The sequence below is a fragment of the Martelella radicis genome (assembly GCF_014196625.1).
GTDB classification, from domain to species: domain Bacteria; phylum Pseudomonadota; class Alphaproteobacteria; order Rhizobiales; family Rhizobiaceae; genus Martelella; species Martelella radicis.
In genome coordinates this window covers 1-24,706 of the sequence record NZ_JACIDZ010000005.1, presented here as the reverse complement: position 1 = coordinate 24,706, position 24,706 = coordinate 1, and the positions used below count along the sequence as shown (strand labels likewise).

The window sequence follows — 24,706 nt, the reverse complement described above, 5'->3', positions numbered from 1 at the left end:
TTCATTCCTCTTTTCTGGCTTTTTTCTGGTTTGATTTCTCGATCGCCTGCCGCAGGTAATCCGCGGAATTGTCGATCTGCGCGCGCAGCAGCGCCTTGGACCCGGCCTTGTCGCGGGCCATGATCAGGTCGAAAATGCTGGCGTGTTCGGCATAGGCCTCGTCGAGCGATTTGGTCGGCACGCGGCTCGAGATGTGCATCACTTCGTTGATGAGGCCGGAAAGATTGTCATAGATGTGCTGCAGCACCTGGTTGTCGGTCGCATGCACCAGCGCCAGGTGGAAGGCGGCGTCGGCATTGACGAAGCCGGAGAAATCGCCCTCGTCACGCGCGGTGCGCATGGCTTGAAGCGCAGCCTCGATCTCCGGCGTCACCGGGCTTTCAAGGTCCGTCAGGATTTCCAGAACCTCGGCCTCGATCATCCGGCGCACGGCCATGAGCTGGAGCAGATAGTCGGGATCGGTCGAGAACCGTTGGCGCACGGTGACGGCCAGCGTTTCGAGATAGCCGTCGACATCATCGCGCACCACTTCCGTGCGCTCGCCATGGCGGCGACGCACCAGCCCCTTTGTCTCCAGTACCTGGATCGCCTCGCGAACCGACCGGGTGGAAACGCCGAATTCGTTGGCGATGGCGCTTTCGGAATCGAGCCGGTCGCCGACCTTGAGCTCGCCGTTCAGAATGCGGCTCTCAAGAATGGACGATACTTCCGAATGCAGCCGCTCGCGTCGTTTCAGCAGTCCGCCATTCGCCTTTTCGGCTTCGGTTCTCATCATGCGTTCCGTTTCCTTTTCGCTCGGTTGACAATACTTATGTCATGAGTCATAAGTCAAGTGTTATGTCACTGCGGGGTCGCCTAAGAAGCGGGTTCGAAGAAAGACTCACAACGGGAGGTAGATATGAAATCCACTCTGAAGACACTTGTCCACACCACGGTTGCCGCTGCGGCTCTTCTCGGGCTCGCGGGCGCTGCCCATGCCGAATGGCCGGAGCGCGCCGTTACGGTGATCGTGCCGTGGTCCGCCGGCGGCGGAACCGACGCCACCGCGCGCGCCGTTGCCGCTGACCTGGAAGAAAAATTCGGCCAGCCCTTCAATGTCGTCAACCGCACCGGCGGCGGCGGTCTTGTCGGCCATTCGGCCATCGCCAACGCCAAGGCGGACGGCTACACGATCGGCGTGATCACCATCGAAAGCACGATGTACGAAACGCAGGGCCTGCCGGGCGTCAATCCGGACAGCTACGACTATATCGGCCGCTACAATGCCGATGCGATCGGCATCAATGTTCAGGCCGACGCCGGTTATGACGGTGTTCAGGCGCTGATCGATGACGTCAAGGCCAACCCGGGCACGATCACCGCTTCGGGCGCCAATCGCGGCGGTCTTTCGCATCTTGCCTGGGCCGGGCTTCTCAACAAGCTCGACATCGCGCCGGACGCCAGCCCCTGGGTTGCTTCCGACGGGTCAGCGCCCGCGCTGCAGCAGCTTGCCGCCGGCGCCATCGACGTGGTCTCCACATCGCCCGCCGAAGCCCGTTCGCTGGTCGAGGCCGGCGAAGTTGCGACACTGGCGCTGATCGCCGATGAGCGCAGCCCGCTCTTCCCCGATATCCCGACCACGACCGAGGCGCTTGACGTCCAGTGGTCGCCGATGCCATTCCGCGGTCTTGCTGGTCCGGCCGGTCTCCCGGCCGAAACGGTCGAGAAGCTTGAGGCCGCGCTTCAGGAAATCTGCGATGACGCCGAGTTCCAGAAATTCATGTCGTCGCGCGGTTTCTCCGTCGCCTATCAGGACGCCGCGACCTTCAAGCAGACCGTCTACAATGACTATGAAGGTCTTGCCGAGACCATGAAGGTTCTGGGTCTGGCGAAGTAACGTCGTCGGAGTGAACTGACATGAAAATCAGCGACCGGATTACCGGGCCCGCTTTGTCGCTCTTCGGAGCGGCCGTAATCGTGGGGGCGACGAAGCTCCCCACGGTTCCGGGCGTGCGCTTCGGTGCGGACCTCATGCCCACGCTGGTGGGCATCGGCTTCATAGGACTGGGCATCGCCATCAGCATGGGCGCCTTCATCGCCGGCGGCGGGCAGAAGCTTGTCGACCTCTCCGAATGGCATGTGCCGATGCGCAAGAAGCTCGCGGCTTTCTGGACGCTTGCCGGCCTCGTGCTCGGCATCTTCCTGTTCGAAAGCGTTGGCTTTCCGCTCTACGCCTTCATCTACATGGCCGTTTTGATGCTGCTGATGGGCGCATCCTGGCTGGTGACGGTGATCGTCAGCCCCACTGTCGTGCTTCTTCTCTATGTCGGCTTTTCAAAAGGCCTGCTTGTGCCGCTTCCCGCCGGCCTTCTGGGAGGGATATTATCATGAGCGTCGATACCCTGCTTCAGGCCCTTTCGATCGTCTTTCAGGCGGATGTGCTGCTCGCCATCCTGCTTGGCGCCGTCTACGGGCTGTTCATCGGCGCGCTGCCGGGGCTGACGGCGACCATGTCGACGGCGCTTCTGGTGCCGGTCACCTTCTACATGGCGCCGGTGCCGGCGATCGCGCTGATCGTCTCTTCGACGGCCATGGCAATCTCGGCCGGCGACATGCCGGGCACGCTCCTGCGCATTCCCGGAACGCCGGCTTCCGCAGCCTACACCGACGAATCCTACCAGATGACGCTGAAGGGCAAGGCTTCGACCGCGCTTTCCATCGGCTTCTTCTTTTCCGCCATGGGCGGCCTTGTCGGCGCCACCGTCCTGCTCGTCACCGGCCCGCTGCTGGCGAAGATCTCTCTCAATTTCTCCAGTTTCGAATTCTTCTGGCTGGCCGTGCTCGGTCTTCTGACCTGCGCGCTGGTCTCCGGCAGCGATGCGGCGCGCGGCTTCACCTCCTTGCTGATCGGGTTGCTGATCTCCACGGTCGGGCTTGATATCACCACCGGCGCGCCGCGCTTCGTCTTCGGCCAGATGGAGCTGATGGGCGGGGTCTCCTTCATCCCCGTCATGATCGGCATGTTCGCCTTTTCCGAGATCCTTCGCGGCTTCACCACCGGCCAGACCGGCAGCGGCGCTGAAATGCCGAAGCTCGGAAAGATCGTACCGTTCCAGGGCATATTCGGCCTGTTCCGCAAATATCCGTTCTCCTTCGTGCGCGGCGCCTCGCTCGGCACGGCTGTCGGCGCGCTGCCGGGCATCGGCGGCGATCTTGCGGCCTGGATTGCCTATGGCATGTCCAAGCGGTTCTCCAAGACGCCGGAGAAATACGGAACCGGTCATCCGGAGGGGCTGATCGAATCGACCTCGTCGAACAATGCCGGGCTTTCCAGCGCCTGGATCCCGGCGCTCGTCTTCGGCATTCCGGGTGACGCCGTCACCGCCATTGCCGTCGGCGTCCTGTTCATGAAGGGCGTCAATCCAGGGCCGAGGCTCTTTGTTGAAAACCCCTCCATGCCGACGGCGATCATCATGTGCTTTTTTGTCGCCAACCTGCTGCTGTTCCCGCTCGGCTTTGCCGCGATCAAGCTCGCCCGTCACGTTCTGTCGATCCCGCGCTCGGTGATCGTGCCGATCATTCTGGTGTGCTGCTTCCTCGGCTCCTACGCGGTCAACAACACGCTGTTCGGCGTCTGGGTCATGCTGATTGCCGGCGTGGTCGGCTATCTGATGGAACGCAACGGCTTTCCGATCGCCCCCGTCATTCTCGGTCTTGTTCTGGGGCCGGTGCTGGAGCGCAACTTCATCATGTCGATGCAGATATCGGGCGGCAATCTTCTCGGCTTCTTCGAGCGCCCCATCGCCGCCTTCCTCGGCGTGGTCGTCTGCCTCATCCTGGTCGCGACCGCTGTCCGGTCGATCCTCTATTTCCGGCGCGGCGTGCCGGACGAAAAAGACGCGGTGCAAAACCCGCAATAACTCCATCCCGGCGGGTGCGCCGCCAATTCAAACACCACCCTTCTGAAAGGACGAAAAACCATGGACAAGATGTTCTCCGTTGAAGGTCGTATCATTGTCGTCACCGGCGGGCTGGGCCAGCTTGGCACCCAGTTTTCGAAATCGCTGGCAGAGGCCGGCGCCAAGGTCGCCATCTACTCGCGCCGGCCTTTCTCGAAGGCCCAGCTCGCGGAAAAATTTCCGGGCCTCGAGGACCGGATCAGGGTCTACGAGGCCTCGGTCACCGACAAGGCGGCGCTTCAGGCCGCGACCGATCAGCTGATCGCCGACTGGGGCGTGCCGCATGTGCTCGTCAACAATGCGGGCATCGATTCCAAGCCCGATGGTTCCGCCGATCAGAACGCCCCCTTCGAGGACTATCCGCAGAAATACTGGGACGAGATCATCGACACCAATCTCACCGGCGTGATGCTCACCAGCCAGGTCGTCGGCACCAAGATGGCAGAGAAGGAGCGCGGGTCGATCATCAATGTCGGCTCGATGTACGGCATGGTTTCGCCGAACCAGGCGCTTTATGCCTACCGGCTGGAGCGCGACGGCGTGCCCTTCGTCAAGGCTGTCTCCTATGCGGCATCGAAATCGGGCCTGTTGAACCTGACGCGCTATCTTGCGACCTATTGGGCGCCCAAAAAGGTCCGTTGCAACATCATCTCGTTTGGCGGCGTGAAGACCGGTTCCTACGACAAGGAATTCATCGATGCCTTCCTGGAGCGCGTGCCGCTCGGCCGTCAGGCCGAGGTTGATGAGTATAACGGCGTGATCCGCTTCCTCGCATCCGACGCCTCCTCCTACATGACCGGCTCCAATGTGGTCGTCGATGGCGGCTTCACCGCCTGGTAGGCATAAGAGCAAGCGTTCTACCCTCCGAGCAAAAAAAGGGGCGGCGGCCGTTTTGACGACCGCCGCCCCTGATGGTTTGTCGGCGCGCTTACCCCAGTTCAAGGCTGGTGACGGCGAAAACGCCCGCCATATGCAGGTCGGGCTTTGCGCCGCGATACATGCGGGCGGTTTCGAAACCGCGCGTGAGGCCTGCAGCCTCAAGCCAGGTGATGAAGCCGAGCTGCATCACGGGGACGTCGATATCCAGCCGCTGGCTACCGATATCCGCGATCAGCCCCGCCAGAAGAGCCTTGGCCGCCTGCGGCGTCTTGGCGAAAAGCGGTCCGATCTTGTAGCCGTCACGGCATTTTCGCGCCGCGCCGTAGCCGAAAATCTCGCCGTCCTTTTCGATCAGCCGTGCGCTTTTCGCGACTTCAAGCCAGGCCTTGAGGAACGGCTGCCGGGCGGCGGGGAAGAATGACGCGTCGAAGGCTGCGATACGCTCGAGATCAGCCGCTTCCGCCTTCCGGCTGTCGGCCTGGTCGGAACAGAGCGAGGCGTCGATCACGCCACTCCAGCGCGCCGTGCCGTAATCGGCTGCAAATCCCATGCGGGCGTAGTTCGGTTGCTGCTCCGGCACGCCGTCAAGCCCGACAAGGCGGTTGCCGAGATAGGCGGTCGCCCTTTCCCAGACCAGCCGCCCATAACCTCTTCCGCGCATATCCGCTCGCGTGATGTAGAGCCCGATGAAGCCGAAACCCTGATCATAGGCCACGGCGGAAATGCCGGAAACCATCGCGCCGTCGACGAAGCATCCGAAAAAGCCCTTCGGATCGGCCGCCTGGAAGGGAATTGCATCGGCAAGACCGGGGTTCCAGCCTTCCGCTGCGGCCCAGCCGATCAGCATCTCGATTTCGCAAAGCTCCAGAACGCGGATCTCAGGCTGCATGACGGTCTCTTCCTGTTCTGGTTCCGGGCGGATGTTCTCTTCGCCGGGACTGGCTTTTCTGGGCATGAGCATACGACCGGCAGAGGGGCTTTGAAAGCCCGATCGCGATTGCCGGCAGTCAACCTTCGTAGTCGGCAGGTTCACTCGCCCCAGCGACGGACGAGGTCGTTTTCGATGCCGAAGAGGTCGAGCGCGCGGGCCACGGTCTGGGTCACCATGTCGTCGAGGCTTTCGGGCTTGGCGTAAAAGGCGGGCACCGGCGGCATGATGATGGCGCCGGCCTCCGTTGCCTGCGTCATGGCGCGCAGATGGCCGAGATGAAGGGGCGTCTCCCTGACCAGCAGCACAAGCCGGCGCCGGTCTTTCAGCATCACATCGGCGGCGCGGCTCAGGAGCCCTGACGTAACGCCGGTGGCGATTTCAGAGAGGCTGCGGACGGAACAGGGCGCGACCAGCATGCCCATCGTGCGGAATGAGCCGCTGGCGATAGCCGCGCCGATATCCTCCGGCGCGTAGACCGCGTCGGCCATGGCGTGGACGTCGGCGAGGCTCAGGTCGGTCTCGTGACCGAGCGTGACCGCCGCCGATGCCGTCATCACCAGATGTGTCTCGATACCGAGCCCGCGTAGGAGGTGGAGGGCGCGCAGCCCGTAGATGACGCCTGAGGCGCCGCTTATGCCGATGACGAGGCGAAGTCGCGTGGTATCGCTCATGCTGGTCAATCCCGAACAAGAGAAAAGAAAGGGCGATCAGACACGCCTGTTTCAAAAGACGTATAGCCGATCCCCGGTGCGGCCAGAATGGCGAAAGACAATGAAAGACGCGCAACCAGAAAAACAAAGCGCATGGATCGGAATGAACAGGGTGTCGTTGCAGGAGAGGTAGAGATCTCACCAAATTGTGAACCGATCTCGCAGGACGCGATTCCAAGCTATTCACGCGAATAGCACCTGTTTTGGTTCGGGCAACATTCTTTCAAGAAGACATGTAATTCTGTATCGAAGATTGCGTCGCGCGAAGCCTCTCCGTTCGTTCGCAAAAGTCACGGACTTCAATCTATGGTACTCGTATTGTATACATCACTATGAGTAATTGCGGCCTTGCCGCGCCTCTATTTGCTGGTGTGCATTCGGTAGCGCTGTCAGCGAAGTAGTTGTTGTTAGGGGAAAAATTTCACTTTTTTTTCGGGAACCAAACGTGATAGGCGGGCGTTTCATGTATCGTTCATATATGACCATTCAGAGTTGAATGTCGTCGACACTGTCCACAGCGATAATAATGGACCGGTCTTCGGCAGTGGGATGGAAATGCCAGCATGTCTATGGCGGCGGCTGGGCCAGGATCGGGTTGCTAGACGTTGAAGAATCTCAGACTGTTCGAATGTTCATGTCACCATGAGTTACGGTGCGGAACGAAGACGTGTTCCTACTGTTTCAGGCCAACGCCGGTCTACAACCGAAAACCATTTTGGGTTGTGGTTGCACTGATCGCTTTCCTTGTGGCTTTGAGCATAGCGGGCGTCGAGCTTGATCAGATGTTGCTGCCGTCGGTTGGATCTGAAGGGGCGAAGCCTTGAGACTTCTTTGTCGTTCTGCGAACTACAACGTTGCCGCAACCGTGGTTGTTGCCGCATTGGTCCCGCTCCTTGTCGGCTAGGCCAGAGGCTCACGGGTCTTGAGAGCGGGCGTGAACGTGTCCTCCTTTTAGGCCGACACTTTTCCGGAAGAGCGCTTTCCGTTCAAACCGCCCGAACAGCGCGGTATCGTTGTAGTTTGAAAATTAATTTGACCATTTGATAAAAGTTGTATATGTAGAAAATTACAACCTCGGCGAAAGCAGATGCATTGGTTTTCATCTGTTTCCGGAAAGCCGGGAGCGGCAGATGTCGCATTTGAGGCTCTGCCTGCGCCTGCGAGGCGGACGGAAGTGTGCGGGAACCCCTGGTTTCCCTGCGGTCCCGCCTTCCGAAGGCAGGTTGAAATGAAAAACGCTCGCGTGGTCCATGCTCCCGGCGGGGCAAGCATAGGCGTTTACTTCCTTCCTCGCGCCATACCCGGGCAAGAACCCGCTTCGGTCTTGCCGGATATCGGCGGCTTGTTTCGCAATCGGAGCGGGCTTCGATCTTCTCGTTTTCACGCAAGAACGGACGTAAAATCATCATCCGTCTTTGCTGAAATTACCGTAAACCGAAACCACGGCTTGTCTTCCGACGCTGTTGCGTTTCAGGACCTTGCCCGTGTGGCAGGTTCCCCTCATGCTTCCACGAAATCGGCAGGTTCACTCTGCCGGGACAGTCATTTTGACGATCCCGGCAGCGACAGGCGCGCCGAAATCCGGGGGCACGGTCTGAGCGGCCATCCGCCGTGACGCGCCTGACGGCGTCTGCCGGTTAAATCCGGACATTCATGAAACAAAAGACGAAATCCGCGGGGCCTTGAGCGGCTCTTGCGGAAACGGGCTTCTGCGGTCGCCCGTCAGGCACGGGGAGGAACCATGTGTCGTGCAAGGACCGCAGGGGGACAGGGCCTCATTCCCTGGCAAAAAACACCGCGTTCGCAGCCGCAGGAAATCCGAGAAGGAAGGCTGCATGCAAGAGCGGGGAAAAGAATAGCCGAACCCCTGGCGGGCTCGGGAGGAGACGAAGATGAGAAACCAATTCTGGATCGATGTTCTTGGTGAAGATCAGACCAGGTCGACGCAGGGCAAGGACAAAACCCAATACCTGGAGATGATCGGCGATGCCGAGGGGAATGCTTCCGCCGCGCAAGATGACGAGGTCCGGCAGCATCACGCACGCGACCTGTTTGCTCCCGATCCGGCGGCGCTTCCGTCGAATGCGGATGGTTATGACGAGAAGGCCCGGCAGGTCGTCCCCGTCGATGGTTCAGTGCTGACGGCGCAACCCGATACGTTTTCGTTTGAGGGCAGATCCCGCAGCGCGTGGCAGACCGGCACAGGCGATCTGGCGCTTCCCTCATTCGCCGAAGCTCAGACAGTTGGTGGTTATGCCGGTACCGCCGCCTATGACGTCTATGATGACGATTTCGAGGTGACAAAATCCACATATGCAAGTGGCGGAAGCAGTATGCCGGGATATGGCATCTGGATGAGTTGCACCATCGAAGGCGACAAACACGTTGCGTTGGTTATTGAAGATGTAGATTATTCGCGCGACTGGTTTTATGAATATATTCATTACTTAGAAGTTAATTATCATTCAAATATTAAAGGAATAAGTAATCTCAGAACTTACCATAATTATAATGAATTTTTTGTTGGAAAGAATACATACGCCGCAAAAATAACATTTGGAAGTAAATATGACTACCTTCGTATAGATGATCGCGATACAGATTTCGCCATCCAAGCAGAAATGGGTGCTGGCGATGACTGGTTGCGTTCCGAGAATGCCAGCGAAATGCCATTTGCCTATTTTGATCTTGGCGACGGAGATGATCACGCTGTTATCTGTGGGACCTCATCGAAACCTGCAAATAACGACAATTACTACCTATGGAATGTCATCATCAAGGGCGGAAACGGCAATGACAATATTGCGTATGAAAAAGGCGGAAACGCCATGGTGTTTGGCGAGGACGGAAACGACTTCCTGACGTTCTCATTCGGGGACGGGTGGCGGTCCGGTATTGTTGACGCCTGGGGCGGCGAAGGGCACGACACATTCATGTCGATGGCGCTGACCGGCAAGGACATCATTGTGGAATCAGCTGCGCCTGACTCGGACTGGAATTTGATTACATTTGCCTACGCCCTGCAGGATGTTATTGGCTCGGTCCCCGGAGCTGGCCTGTTGACTATGGGAATGCGCCAATTGATCCGCGTCGGCGAATATGTCCTCCACGGTGGTAACCACGGCCACGATTATAGTTTCCATGCGGACACAAAGACCTATTTGCAAGTGTGCGATTTCGATCCGAGAGAGGACAGTTTCGTCCAGTGGTTTGAAAATCAGAATTCACACAAAGGGAGCTATAGTTTTTCAGTTGTCGGAAGTCCCACGCAGTATCTGGGGATTTACCTCGGTGGTCATACAGTCGCAGAAATTCGTCTGGATAATGATGTCGTACCTGAAATTTCCAAAATCGCGCATGAACACGGGCAGTCCCTGCGACCAGGAGATGCCGGATATTTTGCAGCCGAGATGGCTTTGCTGAATTCTATCCTGGCGTCCGGCATCTACTATATGAAAGAGTACGACGTGTTTAAATTTTGGTCTGAGGGGCAATCATTTGCAGAGGCAAAGCAAATAAACGGGGATTCAAGTTTCATGGAGTCTTTCAGAGAATCAGGAGTCTATGATAGCTGGAATAATCTATATAAATCCATGTATAATGGCGATTTTGTCGCTTCATTTGGCAATAGCGGCATTATCCAAGGTGGAGGAGGCTATAGCGGTTACTCCATTGCACTGGGAACGGAGCAAAGTGATATCATCTATGCCGGAAAAAGAGTCGGACTGGATCCAACCCATGACATAGATGATGATCCCAAGAAAAGCGATGTTTTCGGGCTTGGCGGCCACGACAGGATCTTTGGCTCACGCGGTGAAGATCGCATCTATGCCGGCAGCGGTGACGACATGATTGATGGCGGCAGAGGAGATGACCTTATCTATGGCGATGCGGGCAACGACATCATCCATGGCGGTGACGGCAACGACATCATCTATGGTGGAGGCACGAAGGCTGCAGACGGTCAATCCTCTATCATGGGGCCTGCCCTGTTTGACAGGGACACCATTTATGGCGGCGCCGGAGACGACTTCATTTATGGCGAGCTGGGAAACGACACGATCAATGGCGGCACAGGTGATGACAGCCTCTACGGTGGCTCTGAGAGTGACACGTTCGTCTTTGAAGCGATGTTCGGCCACGACAAGATCCTCGATTTTGCCCTGTCGAAGGACAAGATCGACCTGAGCCAGATTGCCGAGCTCGACAGCTGGAACGAGCTGCAAAGCCATCTCTACTACAACCCCGCCGACGAGGACCTCGGCTATTGTGCGGTGATCAAGGCCGGTGAAAACGAGATCGATATCGCGCTTGCCGCCGGTCAGCAACTTGCCGAAAGCGATTTCATCTTCGCCTGACGGCGGGGATTTGGGAAATGGCGGCGCGGACCGGAAGCCGGTCCGCGCCGCTTCGCATGGAAGGCGACCTGTGCCGTGTTCGCCCTTCGGGTCCATCTCACGGGTCCGTCTTGAAAGTGTTGCGGCTTTGGCCGCAAACGGGAGTTTCAGGTCGGGGCGGTCGCGCCCGGCATCCGTTCGAACCGGGCATCCGGGTCGCCTCATCAGCACTTCTTCCATCTTCGTCCCAACGGCCAAAGCCGGACACCGCCGGGCGGTGCCGCAGGGGTGGGGCCTTCGGTTTTCGCGGAAATTCGCTCAATCGTCGCGGAAAGCCATGTCGAAATAGTCGCTCATCGGTTTCAGCAGGTAGGAGACCGGGCTGCGGGCGCCGGTCTGGATGAAGGCCGTGACCGGCATTCCCGGCTTGATCCCGAGCTCTTCTGCTTCCTCCTCGGAGGCGGGGGCAAGCGTGGCCTCGACCCGGAAATAGGGGGTGCCGGTCCTTTCCTCCGTCAGCACATCGGCGGAAACGGTTCGAACGGTGCCGAAAAGCTCGGGCGTGGAGCGGCTGTCGAAATTCGGAAGCTTGACGATCGCCTCCTGTCCGACCGAAACCCGGTCGATCTCGGCGGGCGGAACCCGAAGCGCCAGCGTGAGAGGCTCGTCGTCCGCGGCGATCGCCGCCACCTCCGCGCCGGGCTGAATGACGCCGCCAATGGTGAAAACCTTCAGGTCATAAACCGTCCCGTCCATGGGCGCGCGCAGCGAAAGCCTGTCATATTCCTTTTCGATGACATTCAGTTTCTCTTCCATTTGCGCGAGCTGCGGCTGGGTTTCGGCATATTCCTGCTGCGCGGCAAGGCGCGCATCGGCCTTCACTCTCAGCAATTGCACGGCATAGCCGGCGAGCTTGCCGTTGACCTCGGCGATCTCGGCCTTGAGATCCGCGATCTCGGCCTCCACCATTGCCGCCTCGTGCTTCATGCTGGAAAGGCTGTTCGCCTGGGCCAGACCGCGGTCAAGGAGCCCCTGATAGCGGTCGATCTCCTGATCATCGATGGCAAGCGCCTTCTCGAACGCGGCGATCTGTTCGCGATTGGCTGCGATGACGGCATTGGCCTGCGTCTGTTGTTCGGCAAGCTGCTGCGCCATCAGGGCATTGGATTCCGCCTGGACGTCGAACACCTTGCGTTCATCCTCCAGAACGGATTGATAGTCGGGATTGGCCTTTACCTCGGCGACAAGCGCGGGGGAAAAGGCGAGTTCGTCCGCGCCCTGCGCCTGCGCGCGCGCCCGCTCCAGCTTGGCCCTCGCCTCAAAGATCTGCCGGTTGAGGATCATCCGCTGACCGTTGAGTTCGCTGTCATCAAGCAGGACAAGCTGCTGGCCGGCCTTGACCTTTTCGCCGTCATGCACGTCGATCTTCGCGACAATGCCGCCATATTGATGCTGGATAACCTGGCGGCGCGCCTGTGCTTCAACCTGGCCCGCGGCGATCAGCGCTCCGTTGATGCGCGTGGCCGCGCCCCAGAGGGCAATGCCGCCGAGGCCGAGCGCGAGCGCCATGAAACCCGTGACGAGGAATTTCTTCGGTGACAATCTCTCGGACATCTTATTTTGCTCCTCCGGCGACCACGTTCGGCATCTGCGTGCCGGTGATGCGGCTCAACACCTCGTCGCGCGGACCAAAGGCCCGGACCTGGCCTTTTTCCAGGACCAGGACCTCGTCGCATTCGGCCAGCGCAGACGGGCGGTGGGACATGATGATGACGGCGCGGCCATCGGTCTTGGCTTCCGCGATGGCCCCGTTCAGCGCCCGCAATCCGTCATCGTCCAGACTGGCATTCGGCTCATCGAGCACCAGAACCAGCGGATCGCCGTAGAGCGCGCGCGCCAGGCCGAGCCTCTGGCGTTGCCCGCCGGAAAGCAGGCTTTCGCCTTCCGTCAGAACGGTGTCATAGCCCATGGGCAGGTTGAGGATCATCTTGTGCGCTTCCGCCTTTTGCGCTGCCCGTACGATCGCCGCGGGATCGGCATTTTCGTCGAAACGTGCAATGTTCTGCGCCACGGTTCCCGGAAACAGCGTCACGGTCTGCGGCAGATAGCCGAGATAGCGGCCGAGCGTGTCCGGCGGATATTCATTGATATCCGCGCCGCCCAGCCGGATGATGCCTGCCGCTGCCGGCCAGACGCCGGTGAGCGCCCGCGCCAGCGAGGATTTGCCCGCGGCGCAGGGTCCGATCACGGCCAGAGCCTTGCCGGGCGTGATCGAGAAGGTGATCGCATGCAGAACCGGTTTGCGCTCGCCGGGCGGCACGACGCTCGCCGCCTCGACGTCGATCCGCGCCTCGGGCCGCGGCAGCGGCATATGCTGTGTTTCGTCCTCGATGGTTTCAAACAGGACCGAGAGGTTCTTCCAGGCCTCCCATGCGCGCTGGATCAGGCCCCATTGGCCGATCACCTGTTCGATCGGCGCCAGCGCCCGGCCGAGAAGGATGGAACAGGCGATCATCGCGCCGGCATGAAAGTCGCCGGCAAGAACGAGGACGGCGCCGAGGCCCAGGGCTGCGGACTGCAGCAACTGGCGCACCGCCTTGGAAGCCGAGGTCAGCCGGCCGGAAATGTCGGAGGTCGCAAGATTGGCATCGAGCGAAGTGGCCCGCAGGCCCTTCCAGCGCGTGAGGAACGGGCCGACCATGCCGAGCCCGAGAACGGTCTCGATCTGCTTGCGCGTTCGCTCCGTTTCCGCATCCGCTTCGAGCCTGATTCTGTAGGCGTCTGCGTTTTTTCGCTTTGTCAGCCACTGGTTGGCGACGGCCAGCGCGGCGACGATGATTGCGCCGGCAATGCCCAGAAGCCCGAGCCAGATGCTGAAGGCGAACATGATGGTCAGAAAGAACGGCACCCAGGGCAGGTCGAAGATCGCGCCCGGCAGGGGCGAGGCGAGAAAACCCTGGATCGTGCCCAGGCTGTTGAGCGCGACGGCAGGTTTTTGCCGTTCGGACGGCAGCCGCGACTGCTTCAGCACGATCCGGAACACCCGTTCGTCCAGCCGGTCCTGAAACCGGGCGCCGATCCGGGCAAGCACCCGGCTGCGGGCATTGTCGAGAATGCCCATCAGCAGATAGAGCAGGACAACGAGCGCGAACAGCGCCAGTAGCGTCGCCCCGGAATGGCTGGGAATGACGCGGTCATAGACCTGCAGCATGAAAAGCGTGCCTGTCAGGGCAAGGATATTGACCACGGCGCTGAAGACGGCGACGCCGCCCAGCGCTCTGTAGGAAACACCGATCGCGGTCAGAAGTTCTTTGTTATTATTGGGTTTTTTCTTCAACATCGACACATCCTCACGTCAGGAAAAGCCAGCGGTCAAAACGGTCCTGTCGCAAGCACAGTCCCGTGTTCCGTTCGGATCAAACTCCGGTCTTTTGTTTCGCCGACGATGGCGATCAGGCTTAACGGTCTGGCGGGGCTTTTACCATGACGATAGGCAAGGCTTTGAAAACAACCATGACGTGCTTTCTTGTGCCGAAGTCATGGCTATTCTGTGGCCGTCTGTGCGGAGAAGAGGATCAATTCAGATGGAGCTTGAGAGCATAGCGAGTGCCGCTCCAGGGACCGCGACCCTGGCGAGTCGGCGGGCTTGCCACAGGCTTTACCGGCAAGCCTTCCGGCGGCCGCTCTTTGACGCGATCGGGAACCGCTGGGGGCCTTGAAGCAATCTGCGGACGCCGATCAGCATCCGCCTGCTAGGCCTCAATATCTCCCGCCTGACGGAGCGGCACTGGCGAGACATGGCAAGCAAAGTCTTTGCCTGCTCTGCATAACGGAGCAGAAAAAAGGAGGCCGGAGATATTGCTGGAGATTATGCGGCAGCGCCGGGACGAGGGGCTTCTGCCGCACAGTCTTTACTGGATTCGCATCAGGATATCAGACCGCGTCCGCGCAGCATGGCATCCGGGCTCGGCATCTTTCCCCTGAAGGCGCGGTAGGCATCTTCCGCGCGCACCGAGCCGCCCCTTGAGAGGATTTCCTTCCGCAATTGCTCTGCTTCTTGCGGATCAAAGACGTCGCCCGTCTCCTCGAATGCCTCGAACGCATCGGCGTCGAGCACCTCAGACCACATGTAGGAATAGTAGCCTGCCGCATAGCCGTCGCCGGAGAAGATGTGCAGGAAGTGCGGTATCGCATGGCGCATGGCGATCGCCGTTGGCATGCCGATGGCGTTCAGCACGCCGTCTTGGAAGGCCACGGGGTCGGCCGGCGGCGTTTCTGCCGTGTGCAGATGCATGTCGACCAGGGCGCAGGCCGTGTATTCGACGGTGGCGAACGCCTGATTGAAGTTGGCCGCCTTGAGCACCTTCTCCATCAGCGCGTCAGGCATGGCTTCGCCGGTGCGGTAGTTGAGGGCGTAGGCGCGCAGGATTTCGGGCACGGTCAGCCAGTGTTCGTAAAGCTGTGAGGGCAGTTCGACGAAATCCCGATCGACGCCGGTGCCGGAGACCGACGGATAAGTCACATCGGACAGCATGCCGTGCAGCGCGTGTCCGAATTCATGAAACAGCGTGCGCGCGTCATCAAGGGATAACAGCGCCGGCTTGCCCTCGGCCGGTTTGGCAAAATTGCAGACATTGATCACGATCGGCAGCTCGCCCTTGCTGCCGTTTGGAAGCGTCAGCCTGTGCTGGCTCTGCAGCGCGTTCATCCAGGCGCCGGAGCGTTTGGTGGCGCGGTTGAAATAATCGCCGAGAAAGATAGCGAAAGCCTCGTCCTTGTCGTCGCGGATCTCATAGACGCGGACATCCGGGTGATAGGCGACGATATCCGGACGGTGGACGGCGGAGATGCCGAACAGCCGTCCGGCCACCGCGAAACAGGCCTCGAGGATCTTTTCCAGCTGCAGATAAGGCTTCACCTCGCTCTCGGAGAAGGCGAATTTGCGGGTCCTGAGCTTCTCGGCGTAATAGCGCCAGTCCCAAGCCTCGATCTCGTGGTTGGCACCCTCTTCGGCGACCAGCGCCTGAAGCTCCTTCTCGTCTTCGCCCGCAGCGCCCACGGCCTTTTCCCAGACATCCATCAACAGCGTATCCACCGCGTCGGCCGTCTTCGCCATGGTGTTGTCGAGTTTCAGGGCCGCGAAATTCTCGTAGCCGAGCAACTTCGCCTTTTCGGCCCGAAGCGCCAGCGTCTCCTTCATGACCTCGCGGTTGTCATGTTCGCCGCCGGAAAGGCCGCGGGCGGTCCAGGCTCGGAAAGCCTTTTCGCGCAGGTCCCGCCGCGACGAAAGGGTGAGAAACGGCTCCACGATCGAGCGCGACAATGTCACGGCATGGGCATCCGGCCGGCCGCGCTCGGCGGCAGCGCCCGCCATGGCGTCGGTGAGAAAGTCGGGAAGGCCGGCAAGCTCATCGTCCTCGGTCAGAAACATGGCCCAGTCGCTCTCGTCGGCGAGCACGTTCTGGCCGAACCGGGTGCCGAGCTCGGCGAGGCGTCCGTTGATCGCGGCAAGTCGTTGCTGTTCGTCCCCGGCAAGCTGGGCGCCGCTGCGCACAAGCCCCTTCCAGTGGCGCTCCAGCACGATTGCCTGTTCTTGCGTCAGTCCAAGCGACTGCCGGCCCCGCCAGAGCGCGTCGATGCGCGAGAACAGCGCTTTGTTGGCGCCGATCTTCGAATAATGCGCCGAAAGCTTCGGCGCGATCTCGCGCTCCAGCGCCTGGATCGCCGGGTTGGTGTCGGCGCCGGCGCGGGTGAAGAAGATGGCCGCGACCCGCGACAGCGCGTCGCCGGCGACTTCCAGGGCCTCCACCGTGTTGACGAAGCTCGGTGCCTCGGAATTGTCCGCGATTGCATCGATCTCGGCGAGATGGTCGGCCATGGCCCGCTCGAAGGCGGGCGCGAAGTCATCGTCCGATATCCGGTCGAAATGCGGCAGGCCCAAAGCCCCGTCCCAGGTCGTCAGTGCCGGATTGAGTTCTTTTGCGTCTGCCATAACCGTCATTCCCGTTCTCATGCCTGTCCGCAAGCGCGGCTTTTCGATGTGTGAGCCATCACCGGTCTTCTGACAAGGGGCTGTCTCGCTGCGATCGAAAAAAGCGGGGCTTGATGATCGTCAGCGGAAATAGTAAGCAAAGCTTATTAAATTGCATTTGCCGGGTTTTCGATGGATAGCGAAATCAACGCCGACCGTCTTGGCTTCCTCCTGACGGATGTCGCACGCCTGTTCCGCGCCGCCTTCGAGCGCAGGATCGGCGCCGCGGGCCTTGGCGTCACACCGGGCGAGGCGCGCGCGCTTTCGCGCATTGCCGCGCGCAAGGGCGCCAGGCAAAGCGAGATCGCCGAGGAACTCGGCATCGAGCCGATGACGCTCTCGCGCTACCTTGATCGGCTGGAAAAGGCGGGACTGATCGAAAGGCGTTCCGACCCGAACGACGGTCGGGCGAAATGCATTCACACCACCAGGCGCGCGGGCGCGGTTTTATCCGCAATCCGGCGCCACTCCGATGAACTGATCGAAGAGGTTGAGGAGGGCCTTTCCGACCAAGAAAAACAGATGCTGCGAACCGCGCTGAAGACCATGCGCGGCAATTTCTCGCAGCGCTTGCAGGAATGACCATGACTGACGGAATGACTCAACCGACGCCGAAGATGAGCGAGCGGCGCTCCAGCCTGATCGGCGCGATGATGACCATGCTCGGCCCGTTTTCGCTCGCCATCTATACCCCAGCCATGCCGACGCTTGCGATCGCCTTCGACACGACGGATGCCGCGATCAAGCTGTCGCTCTCCGTCTTCTTCGGCGGGTTCGCCTTCGCGATGCTGGTCGCAGGGCCCCTTGCAGACGCCTTCGGCCGCAGGAAGACGGCGATCGGCTTCCTGATGGTCTACATGATCGGCAGCCTCCTCGCCGTCTTCGCCTGGGATGTGAATTCGCTGCTTCTGGGAAGGCTGGTCCAGGGCATCGGCGCCTCGGCCGGGCTGACCGTCGGGCGCGCCATTGTCCGCGACCAGTTTACCGGCGAGCCCGCGGCCCGCATCATGAACATGATCGGCATCGTGCTCGCCGTGGGCCCGGCCATCGCGCCCACGATCGGGGGCCTTATCCTGTCCGTCTTCGACTGGAAGGCGATCTTCCTGACAATGGCGGGTTTCGGCGCGGCCTCCACCGCCATCCTCATCACCATGATGTCGGAGACCGTGGTGCCGGATCGAGAAAAGGCGCGGCCGCTGCCTTTGCTGAAGGCCTATGGCCGCCTTCTCGCAAGCGGACGGTTCATGGCCGCATCGCTTCTGATTGCTTCCTCTGCCGGCACGCTTTACGCGCTGGCCTCGATCCTGCCCTTCGTGCTGATCAAGGTCGCAGGCCTGACGCCGTCGCAATATGGCGTGGGCATGATGCTGCAGACCGGGTCCTATTTCGTCGGTTCCGTGGTGTTCCGCTTTGCCCTTGGCCGTTTTTCCTCCCGCTCCCTGGTCAGGGTCGGGCTGCTCTTCATCGCTTTCGGCGCTTCCGCAATTGCCGTGTCGATCGAGTTCCTGCCGATCAGCTATCTTTCGGTCATGCTTCCGGTCGCAAGTTTCGCCTTCGGCATCGCCTTCGTAATGCCTTATACGATGAACGCGGCATTGCTGCCGTTCCCGGCAATCGCCGGCTCGGCCTCCGCGCTGATGGGCTTCATGCAAATGGGCGCAGGTCTTGTCACCGGCATTATTGCCGCGGCCATCGGCTCGCCCGTCTTCGCCCTTCAGGTTGTCGTGCCGACAATGGGTGCGATAGCGGTCTTGAGCTATGTCTCGCTCTGCATTGCCGAACGACCGCATCTGGCGGTGGAACACGAAGCGCCGAAAGGTGACGTCCAGGCCTCCGAACCGCTTGCCTGATCGGCGAAGACCGATTGCGGCAAATGCCCGAACGGATACGCCACCCGGCAACAAGAAAAAAGCGGAGCCAGTGGCCCCGCCTTTCTGCAAATCCGGGCGTCTGATCGCGAGATCAGCCTTTGTCGCGCTTGGCGAGCGTTCTGAGCCGCAGGGCGTTCAGCTTGATGAAGCCGGCAGCGTCCTTCTGGTCATAGGCGCCGTGGTCGTCCTCGAAGGTGACGAGGGCTTCGGAATAGAGCGACTTGTCGCTTTCGCGGCCGGTGACGATCACATTGCCCTTGTAGAGCTTCAGCGTCACTTCGCCTTCCACATGTTCCTGGCTCTTGTCGATGGCCGCCTGCAGCATGTAGCGCTCGGGCGAGAACCAGAAGCCGTAATAGATCAGCTCGGAATATTTCGGCATCAGCTCGTCCTTCAGGTGCGCGGCGCCCCGGTCCAGCGTGATGCTTTCCATGGCGCGGTGCGCGGCCAGAAGAATCGTGCCGCCGGGCGTTTCGTAAACGCCGCGCGATTTCATGCCGACGAACCGGTTTTCGACCAGATCGAGACGGCCGATGCCGTTGTCGCGGCCAAGGTCGTTGAGCTTGGCCAGCAGCGTCGCCGGGCTCAGGCGCTCGCCGTTGATGGAAACGGCATCGCCCTTTTCAAAGCCGATCTTGATGATCGTGGGCTTGTCGGGGGCGGCTTCCGGCGAGACGGTGCGCATATGCACATATTCCGGCGCCTCGATGGCCGGATCTTCCAGCACGCGGCCTTCGGAAGACGAATGCAGCAGGTTGGCGTCGACGGAGAAGGGCGCTTCGCCGCGCTTGTTCTTGGCGATCTGGATCTGGTGCTGTTCGGCAAATTCCAGAAGGTCGGTGCGGCTCTTGAAGGTCCAGTCACGCCACGGCGCGATGATCTTGATGTCGGGGTTCAGCGCATAGGCCGAGAGCTCGAAACGGACCTGGTCATTGCCCTTGCCGGTCGCGCCGTGGGCAATCGCGTCGGCGCCGGTTTCCTTGGCAATCTCGATCAGGCGCTTGGAGATCAGCGGCCGGGCAATCGACGTGCCGAGCAGGTAAACGCCCTCATAGACGGCATTGGCGCGGAACATCGGGAAGACGAAATCGCGGACGAATTCCTCGCGCACGTCCTCGATGAAGATTTCCTTCACGCCGGCCTGTTCCGCCTTCAGGCGGGCCGGTTCCAGTTCCTCGCCCTGGCCGAGGTCGGCGGTGAAGGTCACGACCTCAGCGCCGAATTCGGTCTGGAGCCATTTGAGGATGATCGAGGTGTCGAGGCCGCCGGAATAGGCGAGCACGACCTTCTTGACGTCTTTGTGCGTTGCCATTGTCTTAATCAAGTCCATCTGCTGTTTGGCATGTTTCGAGCCGTTTTAGCGGCTTTCAAGCGCCACGCAAGGAAAACCCGTGCGGAAGGCGACTTTGCACTTGTCGTCTCGGCGAATTTGCAGATTGACAGTGCCGTTCAACTCGAAAACAGTTAGCCAAGAACCGGCGCGTGTTCCGGTGAAGTCGACATGCGCGATAAAAGGACCGGGCCCTTGTTGAATGGGCGTCGGTTCGGGGGTGGCGAAAGGCTGCCTGACGACAATGGGAGGATGACCATGAGCCAGAAACAAGCGCAGCACCCCGCGCTGAAGGAAGGCAATTCCGCCGTTATCACCGGGGGAGCCTCGGGCATCGGGTTCGCCGCGGCCAAGGCTTTCATCGGTCTCGGCATGAATGTGATGATCGCGGACATGAAGAGCGAGAAGCTGAAGGCGGCGGGCGCGGAACTGGCAGCCCTTGCGGAGAAGAAGGGCACCAAGGCGTTGACCTATGCCGCCGATGTTTCCGACCTCTCTGCGCTGGAAGAACTCGAATGCGCCGCGGTTCAGGCCTTCGGCAAGGTCAATGTGCTGATGAACAATGCCGGCATCCAGCCCGAAACCGATATTCTCGGCAAGCAGATGCCCTGGGACCGGATCATCGACGTCAATCTTCTGGGCGTGATCAACGGTACACGCATCTTTACCCCCGGCATGATCGCGCATGGCGAACCGGCCCTGATCATCAATACCGGTTCGAAACAGGGCATCACCACGCCGCCCGGCAACCCGGCCTATAATGTCTCGAAAGCCGGCGTGAAGGCGTTCACCGAAGCGCTGCAGCATGATCTGAGAAACCGGGAGAACTGCAAGGTCGAGGCGCATCTCCTGATCCCCGGCTTCGTCTTCACCCCGCTGACGGCAGGCGGGCGCACCGAGAAGCCGGAAGGCGCCTGGACGCCGGAGCAGACGGTCGATTTCATGCTGAAAAGCCTGGAGGCCGGCGATTTCTACATTCTCTGCCCGGATGGCGAGGTGGACCGGGAGACGGACGAGAAGCGGATGATGTGGGCGATGGGCGACATCGTTGAAAACCGACCGCCGCTGTCGCGCTGGCATCCCGATTACTACCACGCCTTCATCGACTTTCTGTCGGGCACGCCGAAGGAGCTGAAAGACTGAGGCCATGGCGATCGACGAGGAACTGGCGGCCCGTCTGCGCCACCGGCTGGAAGGGCTGGAAGGTGTCAGCGAAAAGAAGATGTTCGGCGGGCTCTGCTTTCTCGTCAACGGTCACATGGTCGCCGCCGCCAGTCGCAGCAAGGCCGGCGAGGGACGCTTTCTCTTTCGCGTCGGCAAGGATAATGCCGAGGCGGCAGCGCGCCTGGGGCAGCCGGAACCGATGGTCCATGGCGGACGAAAGATGAGCGGCTTCTATTACCTCGATGCCGATGACCTGGCCGATCCGGTTTTCGACGAGTGGGTGTCGATTGCGCTCGCAAACGCCTTCTCGCTGCCGCCGAAGGCCTGAGCGCTCTCGATGGACAGTGTGTTGCCGCCGGGCGCTCTTGCCTTCGTTCCTGCCGCTGGCCATATTGCCGCCACCGCCGATCGCATAAGAAGAGGCAAGACCCATGTATACCGGCATTGTCCAGGCCGTCCGTCCGCTTGCGGATATCGCTGCCTATCCGGGCGGCAAGACCTTTACCGTCACCTTCACGGATGACCTGCTTGTCGACCTGAAGCTCGGCGCCAGCGTCAATATCGAGGGCACCTGCCTTTCGGTCACCGGCATTGAGGGACAGAACGTCACCTTTGACGCGATGAACGCAACGCTGGAGCGCACCAATCTTGGAAACCTTGAAGCGGGGCAGAGTGTCAATGTCGAGCGTTCGGCCAAGATGACCGACGAGAACGGCGGCCACCCGATTGCAGGCCATGTGGCGACGACGGCGGTGCTGGAAGAGATTTCGACCGCCCAGGACAAGGCCTTCATCCGCTTCCGCGTGCCCGAAGACTGGGCGAAATACGTCTTTCCGCGCGGCTTTCTGGCGGTCAACGGCTGCAGCCTGACGGTGGCCGATGTGGAGGAGAACCTCTTCACCATCAATCTCATTCCCGAGACGCTGCGTCAGACGACGTTTTCCCGCTACAAGGCCGGCGACTGTCTGAACATCGAGGTCGATCATCAGACCATGGTGATGGTCGATGTGATCGAGCGCACGGTGGCGCGGGTGCTGCCGGGGCTTGCCGGCAAGGTCTGAAGAAGCAAAAAGCCCGGCGCTAAGGCCGGGCTCTCGCAATCCGTCACAGACGAAGACTTACTTCGTGGCGCCTTCGTAGAGTTCTAGGACATAGTCCCAGTTGACGAGGCTGTCGACGAAGGCTTCGAGATATTTCGGACGCGCATTACGGTAGTCGATATAGTAGGAGTGCTCCCACACGTCGACGCCGAGGATCGGCTTGGCGCCGTGGACGACCGGGTTTTCGCCGTTCGGGGTCTTCATGATTTCAAGCTTGCCGTCCTTGACGGCGAGCCATGCCCAGCCCGAACCGAACTGGCCGACGCCTGCGGCGATGAAATCGGCCTTGAACTTGTCATAGCCGCCGAGATCGGAAGAAATCGCGCTTTCGAGCGCGCCCGGCAGCTTGGTGCCGCCGCCGTCCTTCTTCATCCACTTCCAGAAGTGCAGATGGTTGAAGTGCTGTGCGGCATTGTTGAAGAGCGGCTGGTTGGAGCCGTATGCCTTGACCATGACTTCCTCGACCGGAAGGTTGCCGAGGCCGGCTTCTTCCGCCAGCTTGTTGCCGGTGGTCACATAGGTGTTGTGGTGCTTGTCGTGGTGGAATTCGAGCGTCTCAGCCGACATGTAGGGGGCGAGCGCGTCGTAGGCGTAAGGCAGTTCCGGAAGTTCAAAAGCCATCTTCAATACTCCTTTTGGCAGCCGAATAGGTAATTGGCGATTGCCAAATACATAGGGACGAAGAGCTCCGTCGACAACCGGAAAATTCCTCAAAATAAAGGCGCGCCGACGGGGAACAAAGCCGTCTGCCGGCGCGTTCCGGTTCTCATTGGTGCTGCCTGTGCGCCATGGGATGCACCACCTCGCTTCCGAACGATGTCAGCGCGACGAGCGCAGCCAGCGTCGCAAACGCGGCCATGATCGCGAGAAGCGGCACTGCCGTACCATCGGCAAAGGCGCTGACAAGGCCAGAGCCGACTGCCCCAAGTCCAAATCCGAGAGCGCCGGCAAGCGCTGCCGCAACGCCCGCGATCTGCCCGTGGGCTTCCATTGCCAGCATGTTGCAATTGGTCAGGATCGCGCCCATCGCCGTCATCGCGATGAAGAACAACACCATCATCACCCAGAGGTTCGCGCCGATCGTCAACTCGATGCCAAGCAGCGCGATCAGAGAGAGCGCATAGGCGGAAGCGGCGATGCGCGCCACATTACGCGCGCCGAGCGGCCCGATCAGCCGCGCGCCGCCCTGTGCGCCGATCGCCATGCCGATGGCGTTGACGCCGAAGGCGAGCGAGAACATCTGCGGCGACAGACCCTTGAGGTTGATGAAGACCGCCGACGATCCTCCGACATAGGCAAAGAAGCCCCCCTGTGCGAGCGCCAGCGTGCCGGCAAACGGGATGAAGTGCGAACTGGTCAGGAGCCTTGCGTAATGAATGACGGCATGGCCGGGGCGGCTGTGCTGCCTGAGCTCAGCCATGCGCGTTTCAGGCACCGCAAAACGGATATAGGCGAGGCTGAACAGACCGAAGATCGCAAAGAAGGCGAAGATTGCCCGCCATCCCGAGACGAGCAGGATCAGGCTCCCGACGATCGGCGCGATGATCGGCGCAAGGCCCGTGATCATCATGATGATCGCCAACAGTTTCGCTGCGGTCTGACCGGTATAGAGGTCTCGCACCATGGCCATCGAGGTCACCATGCCGACAGAGCCGCCGAGCCCCTGAATGAGGCGCCAGACCAGCATGGCTTCGACCGATTGCGACAACATGGTGCCGAGCGAGCCGAGGATGAAAAGGGCTACCGCCACATAAACCATCGGCTTGCGGCCGGTCTTGTCCGAGATCGGGCCATAGAAAAGCTGGCCAATGGTGAAGCCGGCAAAAAAGGTCATGACGGAATAAGAAATTTCCCCGTCGCTTGCGGCAAGGTCGTTGGCGATCAGGGGGAGGGCAGGGAGATACATGTCGGTTGCAAGCGGGGCAAGCGCGGTGATTGCGCCCAGCCCGACCGCCATGGTCAGCGTATTCACGTGTTTCATTGAAAAGGTCTTCTGACGAACTACGGGACCAGTCATCCGCATTTTCAAAGTGACACGACGGGAGGTGCCGTGGCGGGCTGGCGGGTTCACGTACGTTTAATACGCACTTTGTGACGAAAGTCAACGATCGTCACTTTTGGTTTGCATGCCCCTGTCGTGGAAAATGAAAAAGGCGCCCCGCAAGGCGCCTTCAAACTGCTTGCAAAGCCTGTTGTTGATGTGACAGGCCTGCGCTCCGTTCTCCGTCACCCCGGCCTTGAGCCGGGGTCCAGGGCCGTTTTTTTGTGAGAGTGCCTGAAGGGGGATTGTCCCTCACTATTTGGCCCTGGCAACTGTATCGTTTTGTACCTGTTCAGGCTGGTTTGTACATGGTCTGATCTCTTAGCATTGCGTTTGCAAGGGTTAGGATTTTTCGTGCGATTGCGATGATCATG

At 60.3% G+C, this 24,706-nt stretch carries 19 protein-coding genes; 10 read left to right on the top strand and 9 right to left on the bottom strand.

Going from position 1 to position 24,706, the window contains the following annotated elements; genetic code table 11:
* Window position 1: 1 nt before the first annotated feature.
* Complete coding sequence (locus tag GGR30_RS08920) at window positions 2-775, bottom strand: FadR/GntR family transcriptional regulator (protein WP_183485123.1); 774 nt, start codon at window positions 773-775, stop codon at window positions 2-4.
* Between the two features lie 123 nt (window positions 776-898).
* Here GGR30_RS08920 and GGR30_RS08915 point away from each other — a divergent pair, with 123 nt between their 5' ends.
* The 4 genes from GGR30_RS08915 to GGR30_RS08900 are packed head-to-tail and all read left to right on the top strand — an operon-like array spanning window position 899 to window position 4,778.
* Window positions 899-1,876: a tripartite tricarboxylate transporter substrate binding protein gene (locus tag GGR30_RS08915; RefSeq protein WP_183485120.1), complete on the top strand. Its 978-nt coding sequence runs from the start codon at window positions 899-901 to the stop codon at window positions 1,874-1,876.
* Between the two features lie 20 nt (window positions 1,877-1,896).
* Window positions 1,897-2,370: a tripartite tricarboxylate transporter TctB family protein gene (locus tag GGR30_RS08910; protein WP_183485117.1), complete on the top strand. Its 474-nt coding sequence runs from the start codon at window positions 1,897-1,899 to the stop codon at window positions 2,368-2,370.
* Window positions 2,367-3,899 (top strand): tripartite tricarboxylate transporter permease, encoded by a 1,533-nt coding sequence (locus GGR30_RS08905; RefSeq protein WP_183485114.1) that lies wholly within the window; start codon window positions 2,367-2,369, stop codon window positions 3,897-3,899. The genes GGR30_RS08910 and GGR30_RS08905 overlap by 4 nt, the downstream gene beginning before the upstream one ends.
* A 60-nt stretch (window positions 3,900-3,959) precedes the next feature.
* Window positions 3,960-4,778 carry an SDR family oxidoreductase gene (locus GGR30_RS08900; RefSeq protein ID WP_183485110.1) on the top strand — a complete coding sequence of 273 codons (819 nt, stop codon included), beginning with the start codon at window positions 3,960-3,962 and terminating at the stop codon, window positions 4,776-4,778.
* An 88-nt stretch (window positions 4,779-4,866) separates the two neighbouring features.
* On the opposite strand, the gene GGR30_RS08895 is transcribed toward GGR30_RS08900, so the two are convergent.
* On the bottom strand, window positions 4,867-5,706 hold the full coding sequence (locus GGR30_RS08895; protein ID WP_183485107.1) for a GNAT family N-acetyltransferase: 840 nt from the start codon (window positions 5,704-5,706) through the stop codon (window positions 4,867-4,869).
* A gap of 140 nt (window positions 5,707-5,846) precedes the next feature.
* Window positions 5,847-6,419: a UbiX family flavin prenyltransferase gene (locus GGR30_RS08890; protein WP_183485104.1), complete on the bottom strand. Its 573-nt coding sequence runs from the start codon at window positions 6,417-6,419 to the stop codon at window positions 5,847-5,849.
* Between the two features lie 1,931 nt (window positions 6,420-8,350).
* On the opposite strand from GGR30_RS08890, the gene GGR30_RS08885 reads away from it, so the two are divergent.
* Window positions 8,351-10,816, top strand: coding sequence for a calcium-binding protein (locus tag GGR30_RS08885; protein WP_183485101.1), 2,466 nt, complete (start codon window positions 8,351-8,353; stop codon window positions 10,814-10,816).
* Window positions 10,817-11,113: 297 nt separating this feature from the next.
* Here GGR30_RS08885 and GGR30_RS08880 read toward each other — a convergent pair whose 3' ends face one another.
* The 3 genes from GGR30_RS08880 to GGR30_RS08870 form a co-directional block, all read right to left on the bottom strand.
* Entirely contained in the window at window positions 11,114-12,409 is a 1,296-nt protein-coding gene (locus tag GGR30_RS08880) for an HlyD family type I secretion periplasmic adaptor subunit (protein ID WP_183485098.1), read from the bottom strand.
* Window position 12,410: 1 nt separating this feature from the next.
* Complete coding sequence (locus GGR30_RS08875; protein ID WP_183485095.1) at window positions 12,411-14,135, bottom strand: type I secretion system permease/ATPase; 1,725 nt, start codon at window positions 14,133-14,135, stop codon at window positions 12,411-12,413.
* Between the two features lie 585 nt (window positions 14,136-14,720).
* Complete coding sequence (locus GGR30_RS08870; protein ID WP_183485092.1) at window positions 14,721-16,787, bottom strand: M3 family metallopeptidase; 2,067 nt, start codon at window positions 16,785-16,787, stop codon at window positions 14,721-14,723.
* Between the two features lie 171 nt (window positions 16,788-16,958).
* On the opposite strand from GGR30_RS08870, the gene GGR30_RS08865 reads away from it, so the two are divergent.
* Both GGR30_RS08865 and GGR30_RS08860 read left to right on the top strand, forming a co-directional pair.
* Entirely contained in the window at window positions 16,959-17,408 is a 450-nt protein-coding gene (locus GGR30_RS08865; protein WP_183485088.1) for a MarR family winged helix-turn-helix transcriptional regulator, read from the top strand.
* A 2-nt stretch (window positions 17,409-17,410) separates the two neighbouring features.
* Complete coding sequence (locus GGR30_RS08860; protein ID WP_246413706.1) at window positions 17,411-18,676, top strand: multidrug effflux MFS transporter; 1,266 nt, start codon at window positions 17,411-17,413, stop codon at window positions 18,674-18,676.
* A 112-nt stretch (window positions 18,677-18,788) separates the two neighbouring features.
* Here the strand turns inward: GGR30_RS08860 and GGR30_RS08855 are convergent, their stop codons facing one another.
* Window positions 18,789-20,009, bottom strand: coding sequence for an argininosuccinate synthase (locus GGR30_RS08855; protein WP_183485085.1), 1,221 nt, complete (start codon window positions 20,007-20,009; stop codon window positions 18,789-18,791).
* A 276-nt stretch (window positions 20,010-20,285) separates the two neighbouring features.
* On the opposite strand from GGR30_RS08855, the gene GGR30_RS08850 reads away from it, so the two are divergent.
* The 3 genes from GGR30_RS08850 (at window position 20,286) to GGR30_RS08840 (ending at window position 22,252) form a co-directional block, all read left to right on the top strand.
* Window positions 20,286-21,170, top strand: coding sequence for an SDR family NAD(P)-dependent oxidoreductase (locus GGR30_RS08850; protein ID WP_425488345.1), 885 nt, complete (start codon window positions 20,286-20,288; stop codon window positions 21,168-21,170).
* 4 nt (window positions 21,171-21,174) lie between these two features.
* Complete coding sequence (locus GGR30_RS08845) at window positions 21,175-21,519, top strand: TfoX/Sxy family protein (protein WP_183485080.1); 345 nt, start codon at window positions 21,175-21,177, stop codon at window positions 21,517-21,519.
* A gap of 103 nt (window positions 21,520-21,622) precedes the next feature.
* Window positions 21,623-22,252, top strand: a complete 630-nt coding sequence (locus tag GGR30_RS08840; RefSeq protein ID WP_183485077.1) for a riboflavin synthase subunit alpha — start codon at window positions 21,623-21,625, stop codon at window positions 22,250-22,252.
* A gap of 57 nt (window positions 22,253-22,309) precedes the next feature.
* Here GGR30_RS08840 and GGR30_RS08835 read toward each other — a convergent pair whose 3' ends face one another.
* Both GGR30_RS08835 and GGR30_RS08830 read right to left on the bottom strand, forming a co-directional pair.
* Entirely contained in the window at window positions 22,310-22,912 is a 603-nt protein-coding gene (locus GGR30_RS08835) for a superoxide dismutase (RefSeq protein ID WP_138748803.1), read from the bottom strand.
* Window positions 22,913-23,057: 145 nt separating this feature from the next.
* Window positions 23,058-24,272, bottom strand: coding sequence for a multidrug effflux MFS transporter (locus tag GGR30_RS08830; protein WP_183485073.1), 1,215 nt, complete (start codon window positions 24,270-24,272; stop codon window positions 23,058-23,060).
* Between the last annotated feature and the right edge of the window lie 434 nt (window positions 24,273-24,706).